Below are 16,213 nucleotides of genomic sequence, written 5' to 3'. Positions count from 1 at the left end.
ATTTTAGATATTGTTAATGAGATTGCATTCCTTGAATCAAAATATAAGGTGTGAAAATCTAAGTATGACAGCGTATGAATAAGCATTACCCCTATAATCTGTATCAATAGAATATAGAGGCCATGAAACAAACTTTTGCTTTGATGTCGAATGTGTTAACATAATATATCTGGTTAAATGAAACACCCCTTACATACCAAGTTTTTTAACTAACTTTTGAAAGGGGGTTTTTTTATGTTAAAACTAACTAAAAAACAATTGATTATAGTACTTGGTATTGCTATTGTTGTTGTGAGTGCAATTGGTTATGCCGTTTATACTCAATATTTTAATGAGGATAAACTGGAGATTAGTTATACTGCTTTCTTAGAAAGTACAGAGGCAGGAGAAATTAGAACCGTCAATCTATCGGAAGGTCCTAAATTGACAGGAGTCTTTGAGGATGGAAAACAGTTTATAACAGACCATCCAAGAACTGACAGTTTGAAAGAAAATTTGTTATTACATGGAATACAGGTCAGAGAAACAACAGACCAATATTCTGTTGTTCAAGTAATTACATTTGTTGTTTTGATAGGTGGATTTATTGGGGTCGCCATCTTTTTATCTAAGAAAAATGCGACACAAACCTCTAAGGAATACGACAAGATGTCTGATGTTGAGTTTTCTACTCAAAAAGACTCATCGATTCGATTTGCAGATATTGCAGGGAATCAAGAGGCGAAGGAAAATGCCATGGAGCTTGTAGACTTCTTGAAGAATCCAGAGAAGTATAGCCGTTATGGTGCAAAAATGCCTAAAGGGGTTATCTTATATGGATCTCCAGGAACGGGAAAAACGCTATTAGCAAGGGCTCTGGCCAGTGAGGCGGGAGTTGAATTTTTAGCTGTTTCCGGTTCGGATTTTGTACAGGTATATGCAGGATTAGGTGCTGGTAGAATCCGTAACTTATTTAAAAAGGCAAAAGACAAAGGAAAATGTGTCATTTTCATTGATGAAATTGACGCCATTGGAAAGAAAAGAGATCGTGGAGGTTTAGGTGGTAGCGATGAATCCGACAGGACACTAAATGCATTATTAACTGAGATGTCTGGATTTAAAGGTAGCGAAGGAATCATCGTAATGGCGGCAACTAACCGTCTGGATATACTTGATGATGCACTACTAAGACCTGGACGATTTGATCGTCAAATTGAGATAGGACTACCTGATCTGAAAGCAAGACAGGATATTCTACAATTATATACTCAAAATAGACCTATAGATCCAAAGGTGTGCTTACGAGGAATTGCACAACAAACTGTTTATTTCAGTGGTGCCAAACTTGAAAATTTAATGAATGAAGCAGCTATTTATGCAGCAAGAGAAGAAGCAGACTTTATTACGGAAGGACATATAGATAAGGCTTTTTACACAGTGGTAGCTGGAGAAGAGAAGAAGGATCGAAGTAATATTCAGCCAATTGATAGAAAGATTACTGCATATCACGAAGCAGGTCACGCTGTTGCCACAAAGCTATTGTGTCCCCAAAATAAAGTGACAAAGGTAACGATTATACCAAGCACCAAAGGAGCTGGTGGATTTAGTATGAATATTCCTCCAGATCAAATGTATCATACTAAAAATAGTATGGTAAATAGTATTAAAGTTGCTTTATCAGGAAGAATCATAGAAGAAATTGTTTTTGGACCAGATTTTGTCACAACAGGAGCCAGTAATGACATTCAAAAGGCAACAGAAATTCTAGGTGCAATGATCAAACAATTTGGGATGAATGATGAAGTAGGTATGATTAATTATGATGTTTTATTTGGTCGACAAGGTGCTTGTGACCAACGAGTAATGGAACTAACAAAGTTAAATATGAAGCGTTTATACGATGAAACAAAGGTGCTCCTAGAGAAGAGCCTTAACATTGTTGAGGCTGTGGCGGAGGACCTATTAATAAAGGAAACATTAAAAGAAGATGAAATCAATGAGATTTTCAGTGGATTTCAATCTATGTAATGAATGAACTCGAAGATAAAATTTTGATCCTATAAGTAAAAAAAGTCTTATAATGCAGGGATTCCGTGGAAGCTAGAAAGCAAGGAATGTTTTGAAGGAAAATCAGCCTTAAAAGGCAAAAAGTTCATTTTATATTTTCTTTGTTTTGGTGTATAATAAGTTAAAGACATTCTGAGATGTACGTTTTGAATCGTAAAATTCAACCGACAGTAAACATCCGGGAGACTAAGTTTTTACTTGGACTACATGCCACCGTCGAGTGGACTTAGGAAGAGTAAGGCAAGTCACCCACCTAGAGTGAGGTGCGGGTGTGAATTTTGCATCTGACGGCATCTTGGATTAAAAACCTCCTATTTATAGGAGGTTTTTGTTGTCTTAATAAAAATTGAATTTTCTGACCAAATGTGGTACGATAATAATGAATTTAATAGAATGTTACGAATTTCCGAGTGAGATTATCTAAGGCGATGCTACGATGACTTACCTCTGGGTAAATGAAGAAATTCTCTTGCCTCCCGAACTTGAAAAGGAAATTTGCTTTACATAAGAATTCTAACTAACGAATTCATATTTGTGTTAAAGCTAATCCTTTTGGATTAGCTTTTTTGTATTTAAGTGGGATATGAGTCGACGCCATAGCGTCAGACGAATTTGACGGGGGGGATATTCAAATGATTGAGTTATTAGATACTGTAACACTAGAAGAGGCAAAACAGATTGTCATTGAAAATTTCAAAGAAACATCCTTGGATAGTGAAAAGGTACCGTTATTTAAAGGGGGGGGGAGGGTCCTTGCTACGGACATCACAGCACCTATCGATGTGCCGGGATTTGACCGCTCTACTGTTGATGGGTATGCTGTTGTGGCTAGAGATACCTTTGGGGCCAGTGAATCTTTACCGAGCTTTCTAGACATGATTGGAGAGGTCGAAATGGGTCAAGGGACCTCATTGCATTTACAAAGAGGGCAAAGTTGCTATGTGCCTACTGGGGGAATGATTCCTGAAGGCTGTGATGCAGTTGTCATGGTAGAGTATACAGAGGCTTTAGATGAGAAAACAGTGGGCATTCAAAGTTCTGTTGCACCTAGAGAAAATCTACTGAAAAAGGGAGATGATCTGTCGAAGGGCGAACTAATCTTTAAAAAGGGACATCGTCTTCGGCCTCAGGATATAGGGGTGCTCTCTGGTATTGGATTTACGGAAATTGATGTTTATCAACCGATTAGAGTGAGTGTCATCTCTACTGGGGATGAAATTATTGGACCAGAAGAAGAATTGAAATTGGGGCAAATAAAGGATATGAATACTTATAGCTTAGGAATAGCGGCTATGGAAGATGGTTGCGAAATTGTGGCCACTGCCGTTGTTAAAGATGAGATAGAAACATTAAAGAATAAAGTTCAAGAATTGATGCAAAAAAGTGATGTGATCTTAATTTCTGGAGGGAGCTCTATGGGGACTAAGGATGTGACAAAAGATGTGATTGATGCCTTGGGAAATCCCGGTGTGTTATTCCATGGAATCGCAGTGAAGCCTGGTAAACCCACAATTGGGGGAAAGATATCAGATAAAGCGATTTTTGGCTTGCCAGGGCAACCTGTATCGGCCATGGTGGTCTATCAAACCTTAGTGCGACCATTCATCCACTTCCTTTATGGCTTAAAAGTGCATATGCCTTATATTGAAGGATCGGTTGCAGTCAACATTCCCTCGGCTCCAGGGAGAGAGCATTATGTCATGGTAGTCATACAGGAGGAAAATGGGGAGAAAAGAGTGTATCCTGTCCATGGAAAATCTGGCATGCTGACCACAATGACAAAGGCCCATGGATACATCTGCCTTGCTTTAAATCAGGAAGGTGTGAGCCTAGGTGATGCTGTTAAGGTGTATTTATTTTAGCTATTATCAAAAGATGTAATTTACTAAAGCAATTGGGGGGGCAATTGAATGGAAAAGAAAGAAAGAAGTTTATATTTGACTAGTATTCCTTTGGAAGAGGTCCGAGGGATGTATTTAAAAGCCATTGAAGAGCACGGAGGAATCCCTGAAAAAAAAGAGGAGATTTCTGTAGAAGAGAGTTTAAATCGGATTACAACAGATCCTATTTTTGCTAAAAAGTCTTCTCCAAACTATAACGCTGCTGCCATGGATGGCGTGGCGATCATCTGCAGTAGAACCTACGGTGTCTCTGAAAAAGAGCCGATACGGTTAATATCCCCGAGGGATTTTATATATATCAATACCGGCGGTGTGATTCAAGAACCCTATGATGGGGTCATCATGATTGAAGATATTGTGGAAATAGATCAGAATACAATTGAAATTCATGAAGCAGCTAAGCCTTGGCAGCATATACGTCCCATCGGGGAGGATATTATTGAAGGAGAATTGATTATACCAGCCAATCATAAAATTAGACCTATGGATATGGGGGCATTGATGGCTGGACACATGCAGGTCTTGTCGGTTTATCCTAAACCCAGTGTGGGAATCATTCCAACTGGATCAGAAATTGTTTCTGTAAATGATGAACTAATGGTAGGGAAAATCATTGAATCCAATGGGACGATGTTTAAGGCTTTTGTTGAAGAGGGTCATGGAGTGGCTAACTTGTATGGAATTACTCCTGATGATCCTGATATCTTGAAAGAGAGTATTAAAAAGGCATTAAAAGAAAACGATTGTGTTTTAATCAATGCAGGTTCATCAGCGGGCTCAAAGGATTATACTGTTAATGTATTGAGGGAGATGGGAGTGGTCATTGCCCATGGTGTTGCTATTAAGCCTGGAAAGCCTGTGATTTTAGCCATTGTAGACAATAAACCGGTTATAGGAATTCCAGGATATCCGGTGTCGGCATATTTTGTATTTGAGTTTTTTGTCAAGCCACTTCTAGATGTCTATCATCGCCAGATTCCACAACAAAAATCCATGACAAAGGCTATTTTATCTAGACGTGTTGTTTCTTCATTAAAGCATGAAGAGTTTATACGAATGAAGTTGGGGCTTGTGGGACAGAAAATGATTGCCACACCATTAGATAGAGGTGCCGGCGCGACTATGTCCTTAGTCAAGGCTGACGGCATCTTAATCGTGCCCCAAAGAAGAGAAGGGTATGAGGCGGGGAGTGAGGTGGATATTCAACTACTAAAACCCATAGAGGAAATTAAGCAGACCATTGTATCCATTGGAAGTCACGATGTTGTCATGGATTTATTAGCTAACCAATTACATCAAACACAACCAGATTTATTTTTATCCTCAGCCCATGTGGGAAGCTTGGGTGGTATCATGGCCCTAAAGAAAAAAGAATGCCATATGGCCCCAATACATTTGTTAGATGAACAAAGTGGGGAGTATAATGAAGCCTACGTGAAGCGATATATTGGCTCTCATGAGATGATGATAATTAAATTTGTTAAGCGAAGTCAGGGACTTATGGTGTCTAAGGGGAATCCTAAAAATATAAATCGGATAAAGGATTTGGTTCGTAAGGACATCCGCTTTGTTAATCGGCAGAGGGGAGCAGGAACCCGTATTCTATTAGAGTACTTCTTGAAAGAGGAAGAAGTTGATCCTGAGGGCATTGTTGGTTATGATCGAGAATTGACGACTCATATGGCTGTGGCCATGGCTGTAGCCAGTGGCAGTGCCGATACTGGACTTGGAGTTTATTCTGCAGCTAAAGCTATGGGATTGGACTTTATCCCAATTGCCTGGGAGGACTATGACCTCTGCTTACCCGCAGAGATGCTTGGAGATCAAAGGATACAAAGTTTAATCGAAACCATAAAAAAAGAAACGTTTTTAGCTCAAGTCAACGCTTTAGGTGGATATGATACCAGTGAAATTGGAAACGTAGTCAAAATATAGTTGAGGAGGAATCATTATGGCAAAGGTAGTGGCGATTAATATCAGTAAAGAAAAGGGAATTCCAAAAGAACAAATTGAAAAGGGGACCTTCGTCGAAAATTTTGGTTTGGAAGGGGATGCCCATGCTGGTGATTGGCATCGACAAATAAGCTTATTGGGTCAGGAAAGCATTGATAAGATTAAGGCCCTGGGTATGGAAGAATTAGAAGCTGGGAATTTTGCTGAAAATATTACAACAGAAGGGATCACCCTATACGAGCTTCCCATTGGTACCAGGCTTAAGATAGGGGTGACCATTCAAGAGGTGACTCAAATAGGGAAGGAATGCCATCAACGCTGTGCTATTTTCCACACAGTGGGGGATTGTGTCATGCCACGAGAAGGGATTTTTACAAGGGTGATACAGGGTGGACTTGTTTTACCAGGGGATACAATCGAAATAATAGAAGAAGATAGATAACCTATAAAAAGAGCGTCTTCGACGCTTTTTTTGATTGTGCTGATTTTTAGGAAGGAAATCGTCAATAATAGTTGAAACAGGTAAAATGAAGCAAAGGGTGAAGGAGTGAAAAGATGGATAAAAAGGAGATTGCCAATATATTGGAGGAAATTGGGATGCTTTTAGAGCTGAAGGGAGAGAACCCCTTTAAGGTCAGAGCATATTATAATGGAGCTCGAGCGCTGGAATTGTTAGAAGAAGACATTGAAGAGCTAGTCAACAGCGGGGAAATTCACAAGGTAAAGGGAATCGGAAAAGCTTTAGCTGAAAAGATCACTGAGCTAGTTCAAGAGGGGCACTTAGCATACTATGAAGCCTTGAAAGATGAAACGCCTGAAGGACTCTTTGAAATTTTAAAAGTCCCTGGTATTGGCCCGAAAAAAGTAAAGGAGCTTTATGAAAAACGATCCATCACAACATTAGGAGAGCTAGAATACGCTTGCTTGGAAAATAGATTAATTGATTTAAAGGGATTTGGAGAAAAGACGCAAAATAAAATTTTATCTGGCATAGATCACATAAAAAAACACCGGGGGCAACATTTGGTGTCCACTGCACTAACACTAGGGAATCAGCTGCTTAGAGAACTCCAGCAACATTCTAGAATGATAAAGGTCAGTTTAGCCGGGAGCATTCGTAGACGAAAGGAAATTGTAAAGGACATTGATATCATTGGTTGCTGTTTGGAACAGGATCGTGAAGATATTATGGCATTTTTTACTTCCTTGACAGGTGTGACAGACGTGATTGCCCAGGGAAAAACAAAAAGCAGTGTGTCATTAGATATGGGAATCAATGTGGATTTAAGAGTGGTAGATGAAAGCGAATATGCCAGTGCGCTGCATCACTTTACAGGAAGTAAAGATCACAATACGGCCCTCCGTCATCGTGCTAAGACTATGGGGCTAAAAGTCAATGAGTACGGTGTGTTTAAAGGGGAAGAGAGATTACCAATTCAGGATGAAAAAGCGCTATTTGATGTGTTGAAGCTTTCATATATTCCGCCGGAACTCAGGGAGGGGATGGGAGAAATCGAAGCAGCTGAGGCTGGAAGGATACCCAATTTAGTTGAAAGAAAAGAGATTAAGGGTGTCTTTCATGTGCATAGTCACTATAGTGATGGGGTTAATTCTATTGAAGAGATTGTACAAGCAGCGATAAAAGAAGGATTCCAATACATAGGCATATCAGATCACAGTCAAACTGCCTTTTATGCCAAGGGACTAAAGGTAGAGCAGGTACAAAAACAACATCAAGAAATCGAAGTCCTCAGAGAGGAATATCCTGAAATTACCATATTGAAAGGGATTGAATCAGATATTCTCCCCGATGGATCCTTAGATTATGAAGATGAAGTATTGGCTTCCTTTGATTATGTGATTGGTTCAGTTCACTCTCAATTTAATATGGAAGAAGAGATAATGACCAAGCGAATTATCAAAGCCATAGAAAACAAGTACCTGAGGATATTGGGGCATCCAACGGGGCGATTGCTTTTATCAAGGAAGTCCTATCCTGTTAATCTAGAAAAAATCATTGAAGCCTGTGCCGTAAATGATGTGGCCATCGAGATTAATAGCAACCCACACCGTTTGGATTTGGATTGGAGAATGTGTCGCTACGCCAAAGAGCAAGGGGTGAAGTTAGTGATTGAGCCTGATGCCCACAGAACAAGTGGAATAGATGATGTTCAGTATGGGGTTGGTATTGCTAGAAAGGGCTGGCTAGAGCCTAAGGACATCATCAATACCAAACCTGTGGAGGTTGTGTTGGATTACTTTAAAAGAGGATCACACTCCTAGGATAAAAGGATAAGATGTTGCTTATCCTCTAAATATGTTCATTAACGTTCGAATTTCTAGTGTTTTGGTAACCAATAGGGCTAGTGCATAGCTTAGGATTCCTAGGGTGGAAGCCAATAGGGTGCTCCAGGTATTGGAATGCATGAAGCCATAAACAAAGTGATAACTGTAATTCATTGTCATAATCATAAAAAGTGCACAAATACCAGGCTTGATAACGGATTGAATCAAAGGCACCTTGAGTTTGATAATCCGATGAAGAGAAATCGTATTTAACACAAAGATAATGAAAGTAGAAAGTAAAAAGCCAATAAAGAATCCATTAATCCCATACTTAGGATTTGGAACCAATATATAGGTGCAATAGAGCTGAATGCTCATACCAAGCATATAATTGATGGTGGTGACCACCTGCTTGCCTAATCCATGCAGGATACCAGAGATGGTATGCTGCATGCACAAAAAGAGGGTACCATAGCTGATGATGGATAAATAACGCCCGACCTCCTCGTGATTATAGATGAGCTCAGCTAAATGGTTACCAAATATAGCATAGACAACCATGGTTGGAATGGCAACCAACAGGGTCATTCTTATGGCTAAATTGGATTTATAGGTGACGTCATCTACATTATTGAGGGCCATTTGCTCAGATACATTGGGAATCAAATTAATGACCAATGCACTGGTGACGGTAAAGGGTAAAAAAAGTAAGGGCATAGCCATTCCGGATATTTTTCCGAATGTTTCAACAGCTTCTATGGAAGAATAACCTGCCACAATCAGTCGTTGGGGAATTAATACGGCATTAACTGTTTGCATCAATGTAGAAATCAAGCGGCTTAAGGTTAGGGGTACGGCAATAAAAAGAAGCGATTTTGATATTGCTGGCATGGACTCTGTAGGTCCCATGATGACCCTAGGGACATTTTTAAATTTTTTAATTTGAAATCGTAGAATTAAATACAATAATCCAAAAAATTCTCCAATTGAGATGCCAATAATTGCAATGATCGCTGACATAATTGGACTAGAAGGCCTTTGGTAATATAGATATCCCAGCACAAAGATAATTCGTGTGAGCTGTTCTATGATTTGAGCTGTCGCCGCAGGCTGCATGTCCTTAAGACCGTAGAAAAATCCTCTAATGATGCTGGAAAAACTAATGAGTGAAATAGAGGGTATGCAAAAGAGAATCAAATAATAGAGTCGGGGGTTTTTAAGGACCTCTGTGGTAATCCATTCAATTCTCAGGGAAACGAAAATGGATAAAAATAAGGATAAGGTACCCCCAATGGCTAGGGCAATGGTTAAGATTTTATAAATGCCAGTGTGATTTCTTAAGGAATTCTCCTTTGCAACCATTTTAGAAACGGCTACTGGGATTCCTGCTGTTGGAATTGCAATTAATACCATCAAGAATGGAAAAACCATTTGATAAAGTCCGATGGCTTCAGCTCCAATCAAACGTGAAAGAATAATTCGATAGACGAAGCCCATTGAACGAACAATGAAGTTTACGATGGTTAATAGAATAATTCCGAATAAAAAAGAGGACTTTTTCAAAGGATCACCTCCAATACTTGGTTTAGGTTGTAAAGATGAAATAATGTTCATTTCAGGTGTTTCACAAAAGGGTGGATGTTATCAATCTACGCCATACTCAATAAATATTCTGAGAAAGGACGTTTTATTACATTTAATACAAGGAGAGAATCAAAAGCAATTATCATGTTACTTAAATTTGTTGTGAATAAGCCAGCCCAATGGGTACTATATTAAAATGAGAAGCAAATTAAACTTAATTCATAGGTAGATGACCAAAAGTTTGTACTTTAACTTTTTGAGTCAGTCCTTAGTTTGTTTATCGAAGAAAAAGAAATATAAGGGGAGAAGGAGGCATAAACAATGATTCATAAAATAGAGGGAATTATGACCTATGATGAATTTGTAAAGTATGTAGGAGACAAGCTGGAGGGTTCTACAGAACGCTTTGTCGTTGCACGAATCGATATCGATAATTTTGATGCGGTTAATCGGTATTACGGAGAGATGATAGGTGACGAAGTAATCGAAAAGATGGCATATGTGCTGAAACAAAACTTAAAGGCAACTGATATGCTTTGCTGGGTTCAAAAAGATGACTTTAATATTCTTTTAGATCATATTGATATCAGAACAGCTGCTGTTATTGTAGAAGAAATCAGGGAGCACATTGAAAGGAAACCCTTTCAACTGAAGGATGGTAAACGAGAAATACGCCTGAAGATGAGTGCGGGAATCGCAGCTTTTCCAAAACACGGACAAAATAAAGAAGTGTTGATTGAGAGGGCCTTTAGCGCTTTGAAGCAAGCAAAGCAAGAAGGAAAAAATCGTGTGGTGATTGCAGAAAGCGAAGAAATGGAGCAACGGGCGGTGTACTACATGAAAAGTCAATTAAAATCCCTAAATAAGCTTTCCCAAAGGACTGAAAAGACAGAAGCATTGCTTCTAAGGGAAGCCTTAGATAATCTAATTACCAAATACCAAGGTAATAAGTCCTAGAGAGTACGTTAATGATCATTAGCTAATATTACCAAGACAGATCCTTGTGATCTGTTTTTTTTTGGGGGATTGAATAAAAGCCTATGACAAACAATACTAAAAGAAAGTAGATGAATAGATAATTCTGAGACAATCCCTAGAATTAGAAAGGCCAGTGGGTAAAGGAGGAAGGAAGATGGCATTAGTATGTCCTATTTGCAATGGGTTGGCCAGTTATGTGGTGAAGTGTGATACTTGTCACCAAGGAATGGAGGCTCGAGGTGCTATCCAAGATTATTTTGATGATTATAGCCCTTATCTAAGCCAAGAAATTACCAAGAAAAATGATGGGGTGGACTCTGACCAATGTGTTCACTTATTCTATTGTCCTCACTGCCAGAATGATACACCAGTGGTGATTAACGTACTTCAAATGTAAGTAAGTTTCTCATGTTATTTTTGTTTCAAAAACCCAGCACCCTTGCGTAGTATATACGCTTCGGTGGCTGGGTTTTTTTGGTTTTTCAATCTAAAGACTTTTGAATAGTCTGTACACTGTGTTGTTATTTTATAAGAGATGATCAATTCTATGAAAGCTTGGTTTCATTTTATCAAAGCTTGAAATGTACTTAAATCCGATGGACTCTAAAGCCTTCAGTGCATTGGGGAAATCAAATGCAATTTGATTCTGTGTATGAGAATCAGAGCCAAGGGTGATAATCTCTCCTCCTAATTCTCGATAAACTTTTAAAATATCAAGGGAGGGATGATAATCTCCTAGCTGGTAGCGAATCCCCGATGTGTTTAATTCAATTCCCCGTCCTTTTTCAATGACTAATTTCAAAATAGCCCTTGTCACTTCCTCAAATGCTTCGAAGGGTAATAGGATATCATAATGACCGTAACGCTTAATCACATCTAAATGGCCTAAAACACTATATTGCTCATAGTGATGAAGCATGTCATATAGACTTTGAAAGTAATTTAAATACGCTTTACTCTGGTCCTTGTCATCAAAATAATTTCCCTCATAAAGGTCGTGTTTTTCAACACTATGGATGGAAGCAATTATAAAATCAAGATCAAGGTTTGAGACATCTTTTTCATATTTATCTAAAATATGGGGCTGTAATCCAAATTCTACACCTTTTTTGATAACAATTTGACCACTGTATTTTTGCTGCAGTTTGTTTATGTGCTCTAAATAAGATGGCCAATCAAAGGAAATGTCATTGCCCTGTCCATCATAATCATAATCCAGATGATCCGTAAAGCAAATTTCTGTTAAACCCTTTGAAATCGAAGTTTTGATAGCATCCTCCATGGCCATAGAGGCATCGGGAGAAAAGTGACTGTGCATGTGATAATCAAACATAAGTATCGCCTCCAAACGTAAAGTAGTTTCCATGATTCTCCATCTATTTTAACTTCTATTTAGAGAAATGTCAAAACCGCCATATTTAAAGCTTGTCTCTATGGAGGGGCATACTCATACAACGGGGACCACCTCGTCCTCGAGATAATTCATAGGATTCAAATTCTAATACCTCTACACCACTCCTTCGTAGTGCTTCATTAGTGACGTAGTTTCGATCATAGCAAATGACTTTACCTGGTGCAATGGCTAGGGTATTGCTGCCATCGTTCCATTGCTCACGCCCTGCGGCAATTAAGTCTCCGTCACCACATCTAATGAGGTTCACAGCAGGCAGGTTTAGGTATTTTTTTAAGGTGGAAGAAAGCTTGCCAGGCTCATAGCTCATGGTGAGGTCCTCTTTTTTTCCCTTGGATAAACTATAAACATCCAGTGGACTTTCAATTCCAGGATAAATCGTAAACTGATCGTGATCCACCATTGTAAATACAGTATCTAAGTGCATATAAGCTCTTGTTTTAGGAATGTCAAATGCTAATACGGTTTCGAAGCTTTCATCAGATTTAAATAAATTACGGGCAACTCTTTCAATAGCCACGGCATCTGTGCGATCACTTAAACCAATAGCCACTACCTTATCTGATAGAACCAACTGATCACCACCTTCGATAGGATGGCTTTTGTCTCGATTGTACCATCTGGGGATATTTTGAAATCGGGGGTGATGGTCAAATAAGTACTTGGGGAAAAGTGTCTCTCTATTTCTTGTGATACTGTCCATTACATTTAAAGTAACCCCGCTTCCAATTGTAGCAAAGGGATCTCTTTGGAAATAAAGATTGGGAATAGGATCAAGGTAAAAGGGATACGGGTTCTTAACCATATCACCAAGGGATTTGGGTTTGATGTCTGACAGGTCATCGGTTCGAACCCCTGAAATGCATTTTCGAATCATTTCCTGAGGTGTCATGGCTGAAAAAAAGTTTCGTAAAGCTTCCCTTAACCCTTCGGTACCCACCCGGGCTTCTTCCATAAAGTCTTCTAAAAATCCTTGGCGTACCTGAGAATCTGCTAAAACCTCTGCCATAAGATCTGTTAAGTAGAGAACTTCTACGCTTTCATTTTCTAAGATTTCTGCAAATTGTGCATGTTCCTTTCTGGCTTGCTTTAAGTATGCAATTTCGTCAAAAAGAAGTCGACGAAGGTAATCGGGAACAATGTTTTCTATTTCTGCCCCTGGACAATGGAGTAATACACTGTTTAATTGTCCAATTTCATTGTAAACATGGATGGGCTGTTGAGAACTCATTTTATCAGTCCTTTCTAATCATAATAAGTAGATTGTCTGCATCTTTCTTAGTTTGACGAATATTTCAACTTATTATGCCTAAAGTGGGATTGTTTAAAATTCAAAGTTTTGGAAATACAATAAAATGATTTTAAAATAATTTTAAATTGCAATTGACAGATAACTGCACATAGTTTATAATAAAGTTACATATAATATAAAAAAGAAGAGGAGGGTGTTTTATGAGTAACGAGCAAAGAATCGATAATAATTTGGAAGAAATGAGACAATGCAACGTACTGACCTGTTTACACTGTGTATTAAGTTCTTGCACCCTGGAAGAATGTGACATGTACGAAAAGCATTTACCGCAGGAAAACTAAATGACTTATGCAATTAACTAGATGAAAAATATAAAAACTTCTACCATTAGGTAGAAGTTTTATGCATGGGTGAAAAAACAGTTAAAAACAATATATGCAAGATTGCAATCATCAATATTCTTTATTGAAGTGAATTGTGCATTAAAGCGATGCAAAAGAGGGGCTAAATGAATAATAAATTTTATAATACACCAGATACACCGTTGAATAGCAAATCAGGCAAAACGTAAAAAAGTGTTAAAAGTCAAAAAAGCAAGAAAAATAGCAAAATAAAGAAGGATGATGAAAGTCATCCTGCAAAAACCATAAAACAGACTCGGCTACAATGAAGAGGGAACTTGAAAATCCTTTTCATTGTAGCCGAGTTTTATTAAGAAGGCAATAAGCTTTCTTTATATTGCAACTGATAGAGCTTGTAATAGATTCCTTGCTTTTGCAATAAGGACTGATGATCTCCCATTTCACGAATATGACCCTTGTGGAGAACGATTATTTTATTGCAGTTTTGGATGGTAGATAAGCGATGGGCGATAGCGATGGTTGTTCTGTTTTTGATTAACTTTGTCACTGCATCCTGAATTAACTCCTCGGTTTCTGTATCGATATTTGATGTTGCTTCATCTAATATTAAAATTGATGGATCAAAGGCCAGTGCCCTGGCAAAGGCTAATAATTGTCTCTGACCAGAAGAAAGTGTAGAGCCTCGTTCTGTAACGGGTTCATCATATTTTCCAGGAAGCCTTTCGATGAAATGATGGGCATTTACGTATTGGGCAACTGCTTCGATTTCCTCTTGAGAAATGGAACGGTTATTTAGGGCAATGTTATCCCTGATGGTCCCTGAAAACATAAATGCATCCTGCAATACAATACCAATATTTTTTCTTAATTGATCTAGTGGAATATCCTGAATATCAATTCCATCAACTAAAATTTGCCCTTTTTGAATGTCATAGAAGCGGTTAATGAGATTCATGATAGAGGATTTTCCTGCACCTGTTGCCCCTACGAAGGCAACGGATTCCCCAGGGCGAATGATAAAACTAATGTCTTTTAGAACCCAATCCTCATCATGATAAGCAAACCAAACATTTTTGAATTCAATTTCACCCTGTAATCCTTTGATCTCCACGGGATGCTCAGCATTGGTAACTTCAGGCTCAGTGTCTAGTAAAGCGAAAATTCGCTCTGAAGAGGCCATGGCTGATTGAAGAATATTATATTTTTCCGTTAAATCATTAATGGGTTGGAAAAATTGCTTTAAATAATTAATAAAGGCAAACAAAACCCCAAACTCCATGATTCCGCCAACCACTTGGGCACCACCGTACCAAATGATCAGAGCCATTCCAAGGGAACGAATGATTTCCATGGAGGGCCTGAAAATAGCAAAAATAAAGATTTGTTTTTTATTAGCAATTAAATGCTCTTCGTTGATCTTATCAAATTCATCAAATTGCTGTTGTTCTCGCTTGAAGATATGGACTGTTTTCATTCCTGTAATATTCTCGTTTAAACTAGAGTTGATCCCAGCGATCTTGACCCTCACTTCACGATAGACCTCTCGTACTTTAGAACGAAATAAGTTAGCTGATAATAGGATGATGGGCACCACCGTAAAGGAAATCAGTGCTAATCTAACATTCATTCGGAGCATAATAATGACAATACCGGTCAATAAAAAGATATCTTTAAATAAATTCACTAAGACGTTAGTATACATTTCATGAAGTGTTTCTGTATCGTTTGTCACCCTTGTGACTAACCGACCCACGGGGTTCTTGTCAAAGAAACCTAAGGACATGCTCTGTAGATGACTGAAGAGCTGCTGACGGATTTCATAGATAATCTTATTGCTGGCATAATTGAGGATGTAAACTTGAATGAAGTTCAGTAAAAACCCCAATGTAATAATCGCCAAAAAAATGATGCTCAATTGACGTATTGCAATAAAATCACTATTTCTAAAGAGACTGATTTCCTCCCTAGATAATCGCTGGGCTGGATATGTCTGATTTTCTTCTACATGAAGAATATATTCGTCATCAACAGAGTCAATTCTATGAGATTTTCCCTGTAATGAAACATAATTTTCTACTAAGTAGGTATTTTGTTCATAACGGACCAAGTGTGCTGTTTCTTGACCCTGCTCTAAGTGTGCTGAGTCATCTATCCTTAGATAATACTTACCTTCATGTAATACCGCCTGGTTATCATCTGGAGATTCATTGAAAACCAAGACAGGGGTATTATATACATTGATGTGGTCATCAATGACAATTTTAATTAAATAAGGTCGTGCTAAATCAACTCCAGCAATAAAAACTAATAATAGCACGGAAATCATTAGCAAAGCCCAATAGGGTTTGGCATATTTCAATAGGCGAGCCATCAAACGACTATCATAGGCTTTACCCAAATTATCTTCTTGATGATTTTGACTCATGCATACACCTCCAGT

Annotated in this window: 11 protein-coding genes, 1 other RNA gene and 1 riboswitch; of the genes, 8 read left to right on the top strand and 4 right to left on the bottom strand. The window is 38.4% G+C overall.

Annotated elements, in window-relative coordinates; translation table 11 throughout:
- The first annotated feature begins 234 nt into the window (after positions 1 to 234).
- From AMET_RS15595 to polX, 6 genes are all read left to right on the top strand, one after another.
- The gene (locus AMET_RS15595) at positions 235 to 2,007 is read left to right on the top strand and encodes an ATP-dependent metallopeptidase FtsH/Yme1/Tma family protein (RefSeq protein WP_012064275.1); all 1,773 of its coding nucleotides are present in this window, start codon (positions 235 to 237) and stop codon (positions 2,005 to 2,007) included.
- 165 nt (positions 2,008 to 2,172) lie between these two features.
- A non-coding RNA gene (gene ssrS, locus AMET_RS25105) (6S RNA) lies at positions 2,173 to 2,352 on the top strand.
- A gap of 86 nt (positions 2,353 to 2,438) precedes the next feature.
- Positions 2,439 to 2,555: riboswitch (molybdenum cofactor riboswitch) on the top strand.
- 123 nt (positions 2,556 to 2,678) lie between these two features.
- The gene (locus AMET_RS15590) at positions 2,679 to 3,908 is read left to right on the top strand and encodes a molybdopterin molybdotransferase MoeA (RefSeq protein ID WP_012064274.1); all 1,230 of its coding nucleotides are present in this window, start codon (positions 2,679 to 2,681) and stop codon (positions 3,906 to 3,908) included.
- A 48-nt stretch (positions 3,909 to 3,956) separates the two neighbouring features.
- Positions 3,957 to 5,882, top strand: a complete 1,926-nt coding sequence (locus AMET_RS15585; protein WP_012064273.1) for a molybdopterin biosynthesis protein — start codon at positions 3,957 to 3,959, stop codon at positions 5,880 to 5,882.
- A 16-nt stretch (positions 5,883 to 5,898) separates the two neighbouring features.
- Entirely contained in the window at positions 5,899 to 6,342 is a 444-nt protein-coding gene (locus AMET_RS15580) for an MOSC domain-containing protein (protein WP_012064272.1), read from the top strand.
- 113 nt (positions 6,343 to 6,455) lie between these two features.
- Positions 6,456 to 8,183 carry a DNA polymerase/3'-5' exonuclease PolX gene (gene polX, locus AMET_RS15575; RefSeq protein ID WP_012064271.1) on the top strand — a complete coding sequence of 576 codons (1,728 nt, stop codon included), beginning with the start codon at positions 6,456 to 6,458 and terminating at the stop codon, positions 8,181 to 8,183.
- Between the two features lie 21 nt (positions 8,184 to 8,204).
- Here the strand turns inward: polX and AMET_RS15570 are convergent, their stop codons facing one another.
- On the bottom strand, positions 8,205 to 9,749 hold the full coding sequence (locus AMET_RS15570) for a putative polysaccharide biosynthesis protein (protein WP_041720909.1): 1,545 nt from the start codon (positions 9,747 to 9,749) through the stop codon (positions 8,205 to 8,207).
- 342 nt (positions 9,750 to 10,091) lie between these two features.
- On the opposite strand from AMET_RS15570, the gene AMET_RS15565 reads away from it, so the two are divergent.
- On the top strand, positions 10,092 to 10,727 hold the full coding sequence (locus AMET_RS15565) for a GGDEF domain-containing protein (protein ID WP_012064269.1): 636 nt from the start codon (positions 10,092 to 10,094) through the stop codon (positions 10,725 to 10,727).
- Between the two features lie 175 nt (positions 10,728 to 10,902).
- Positions 10,903 to 11,145: a hypothetical protein gene (locus tag AMET_RS15560; protein ID WP_041720907.1), complete on the top strand. Its 243-nt coding sequence runs from the start codon at positions 10,903 to 10,905 to the stop codon at positions 11,143 to 11,145.
- Between the two features lie 129 nt (positions 11,146 to 11,274).
- Here the strand turns inward: AMET_RS15560 and AMET_RS15555 are convergent, their stop codons facing one another.
- The 3 genes from AMET_RS15555 to AMET_RS15545 all read right to left on the bottom strand — a co-directional run bounded on the left by AMET_RS15555 (position 11,275) and on the right by AMET_RS15545 (position 16,198).
- Positions 11,275 to 12,081 carry a histidinol-phosphatase HisJ family protein gene (locus AMET_RS15555; RefSeq protein ID WP_049765292.1) on the bottom strand — a complete coding sequence of 269 codons (807 nt, stop codon included), beginning with the start codon at positions 12,079 to 12,081 and terminating at the stop codon, positions 11,275 to 11,277.
- A gap of 85 nt (positions 12,082 to 12,166) precedes the next feature.
- The gene (gene arcA, locus AMET_RS15550) at positions 12,167 to 13,390 is read right to left on the bottom strand and encodes an arginine deiminase (RefSeq protein WP_012064266.1); all 1,224 of its coding nucleotides are present in this window, start codon (positions 13,388 to 13,390) and stop codon (positions 12,167 to 12,169) included.
- Between the two features lie 732 nt (positions 13,391 to 14,122).
- Positions 14,123 to 16,198, bottom strand: coding sequence for an ABC transporter ATP-binding protein (locus AMET_RS15545; RefSeq protein WP_012064265.1), 2,076 nt, complete (start codon positions 16,196 to 16,198; stop codon positions 14,123 to 14,125).
- Between the last annotated feature and the right edge of the window lie 15 nt (positions 16,199 to 16,213).

Origin of the sequence: Alkaliphilus metalliredigens QYMF (assembly GCF_000016985.1) — a bacterium.
Taxonomy (GTDB): domain Bacteria; phylum Bacillota; class Clostridia; order Peptostreptococcales; family Natronincolaceae; genus Alkaliphilus_A; species Alkaliphilus_A metalliredigens.
The sequence above is the reverse complement of the archived record's forward strand: the minus strand, read 5'-3'. Positions and strand labels throughout refer to the sequence as shown.

What these genes read in the sequence shown, in the direction of transcription:
- AMET_RS15595 (WP_012064275.1), top strand. Translation starts at nt 235, where the DNA reads ATGTTAAAACTAACTAAAAAACAATTGATTATAGTACTTGGTATTGCT.
- AMET_RS15590 (WP_012064274.1), top strand. Translation starts at nt 2,679, where the DNA reads ATGATTGAGTTATTAGATACTGTAACACTAGAAGAGGCAAAACAGATT.
- AMET_RS15585 (WP_012064273.1), top strand. Translation starts at nt 3,957, where the DNA reads ATGGAAAAGAAAGAAAGAAGTTTATATTTGACTAGTATTCCTTTGGAA.
- AMET_RS15580 (WP_012064272.1), top strand. Translation starts at nt 5,899, where the DNA reads ATGGCAAAGGTAGTGGCGATTAATATCAGTAAAGAAAAGGGAATTCCA.
- polX (WP_012064271.1), top strand. Translation starts at nt 6,456, where the DNA reads ATGGATAAAAAGGAGATTGCCAATATATTGGAGGAAATTGGGATGCTT.
- AMET_RS15565 (WP_012064269.1), top strand. Translation starts at nt 10,092, where the DNA reads ATGATTCATAAAATAGAGGGAATTATGACCTATGATGAATTTGTAAAG.
- AMET_RS15560 (WP_041720907.1), top strand. Translation starts at nt 10,903, where the DNA reads ATGGCATTAGTATGTCCTATTTGCAATGGGTTGGCCAGTTATGTGGTG.
- AMET_RS15555 (WP_049765292.1), bottom strand. Translation starts at nt 12,081, where the DNA reads ATGTTTGATTATCACATGCACAGTCACTTTTCTCCCGATGCCTCTATG.
- arcA (WP_012064266.1), bottom strand. Translation starts at nt 13,390, where the DNA reads ATGAGTTCTCAACAGCCCATCCATGTTTACAATGAAATTGGACAATTA.
- AMET_RS15545 (WP_012064265.1), bottom strand. Translation starts at nt 16,198, where the DNA reads ATGAGTCAAAATCATCAAGAAGATAATTTGGGTAAAGCCTATGATAGT.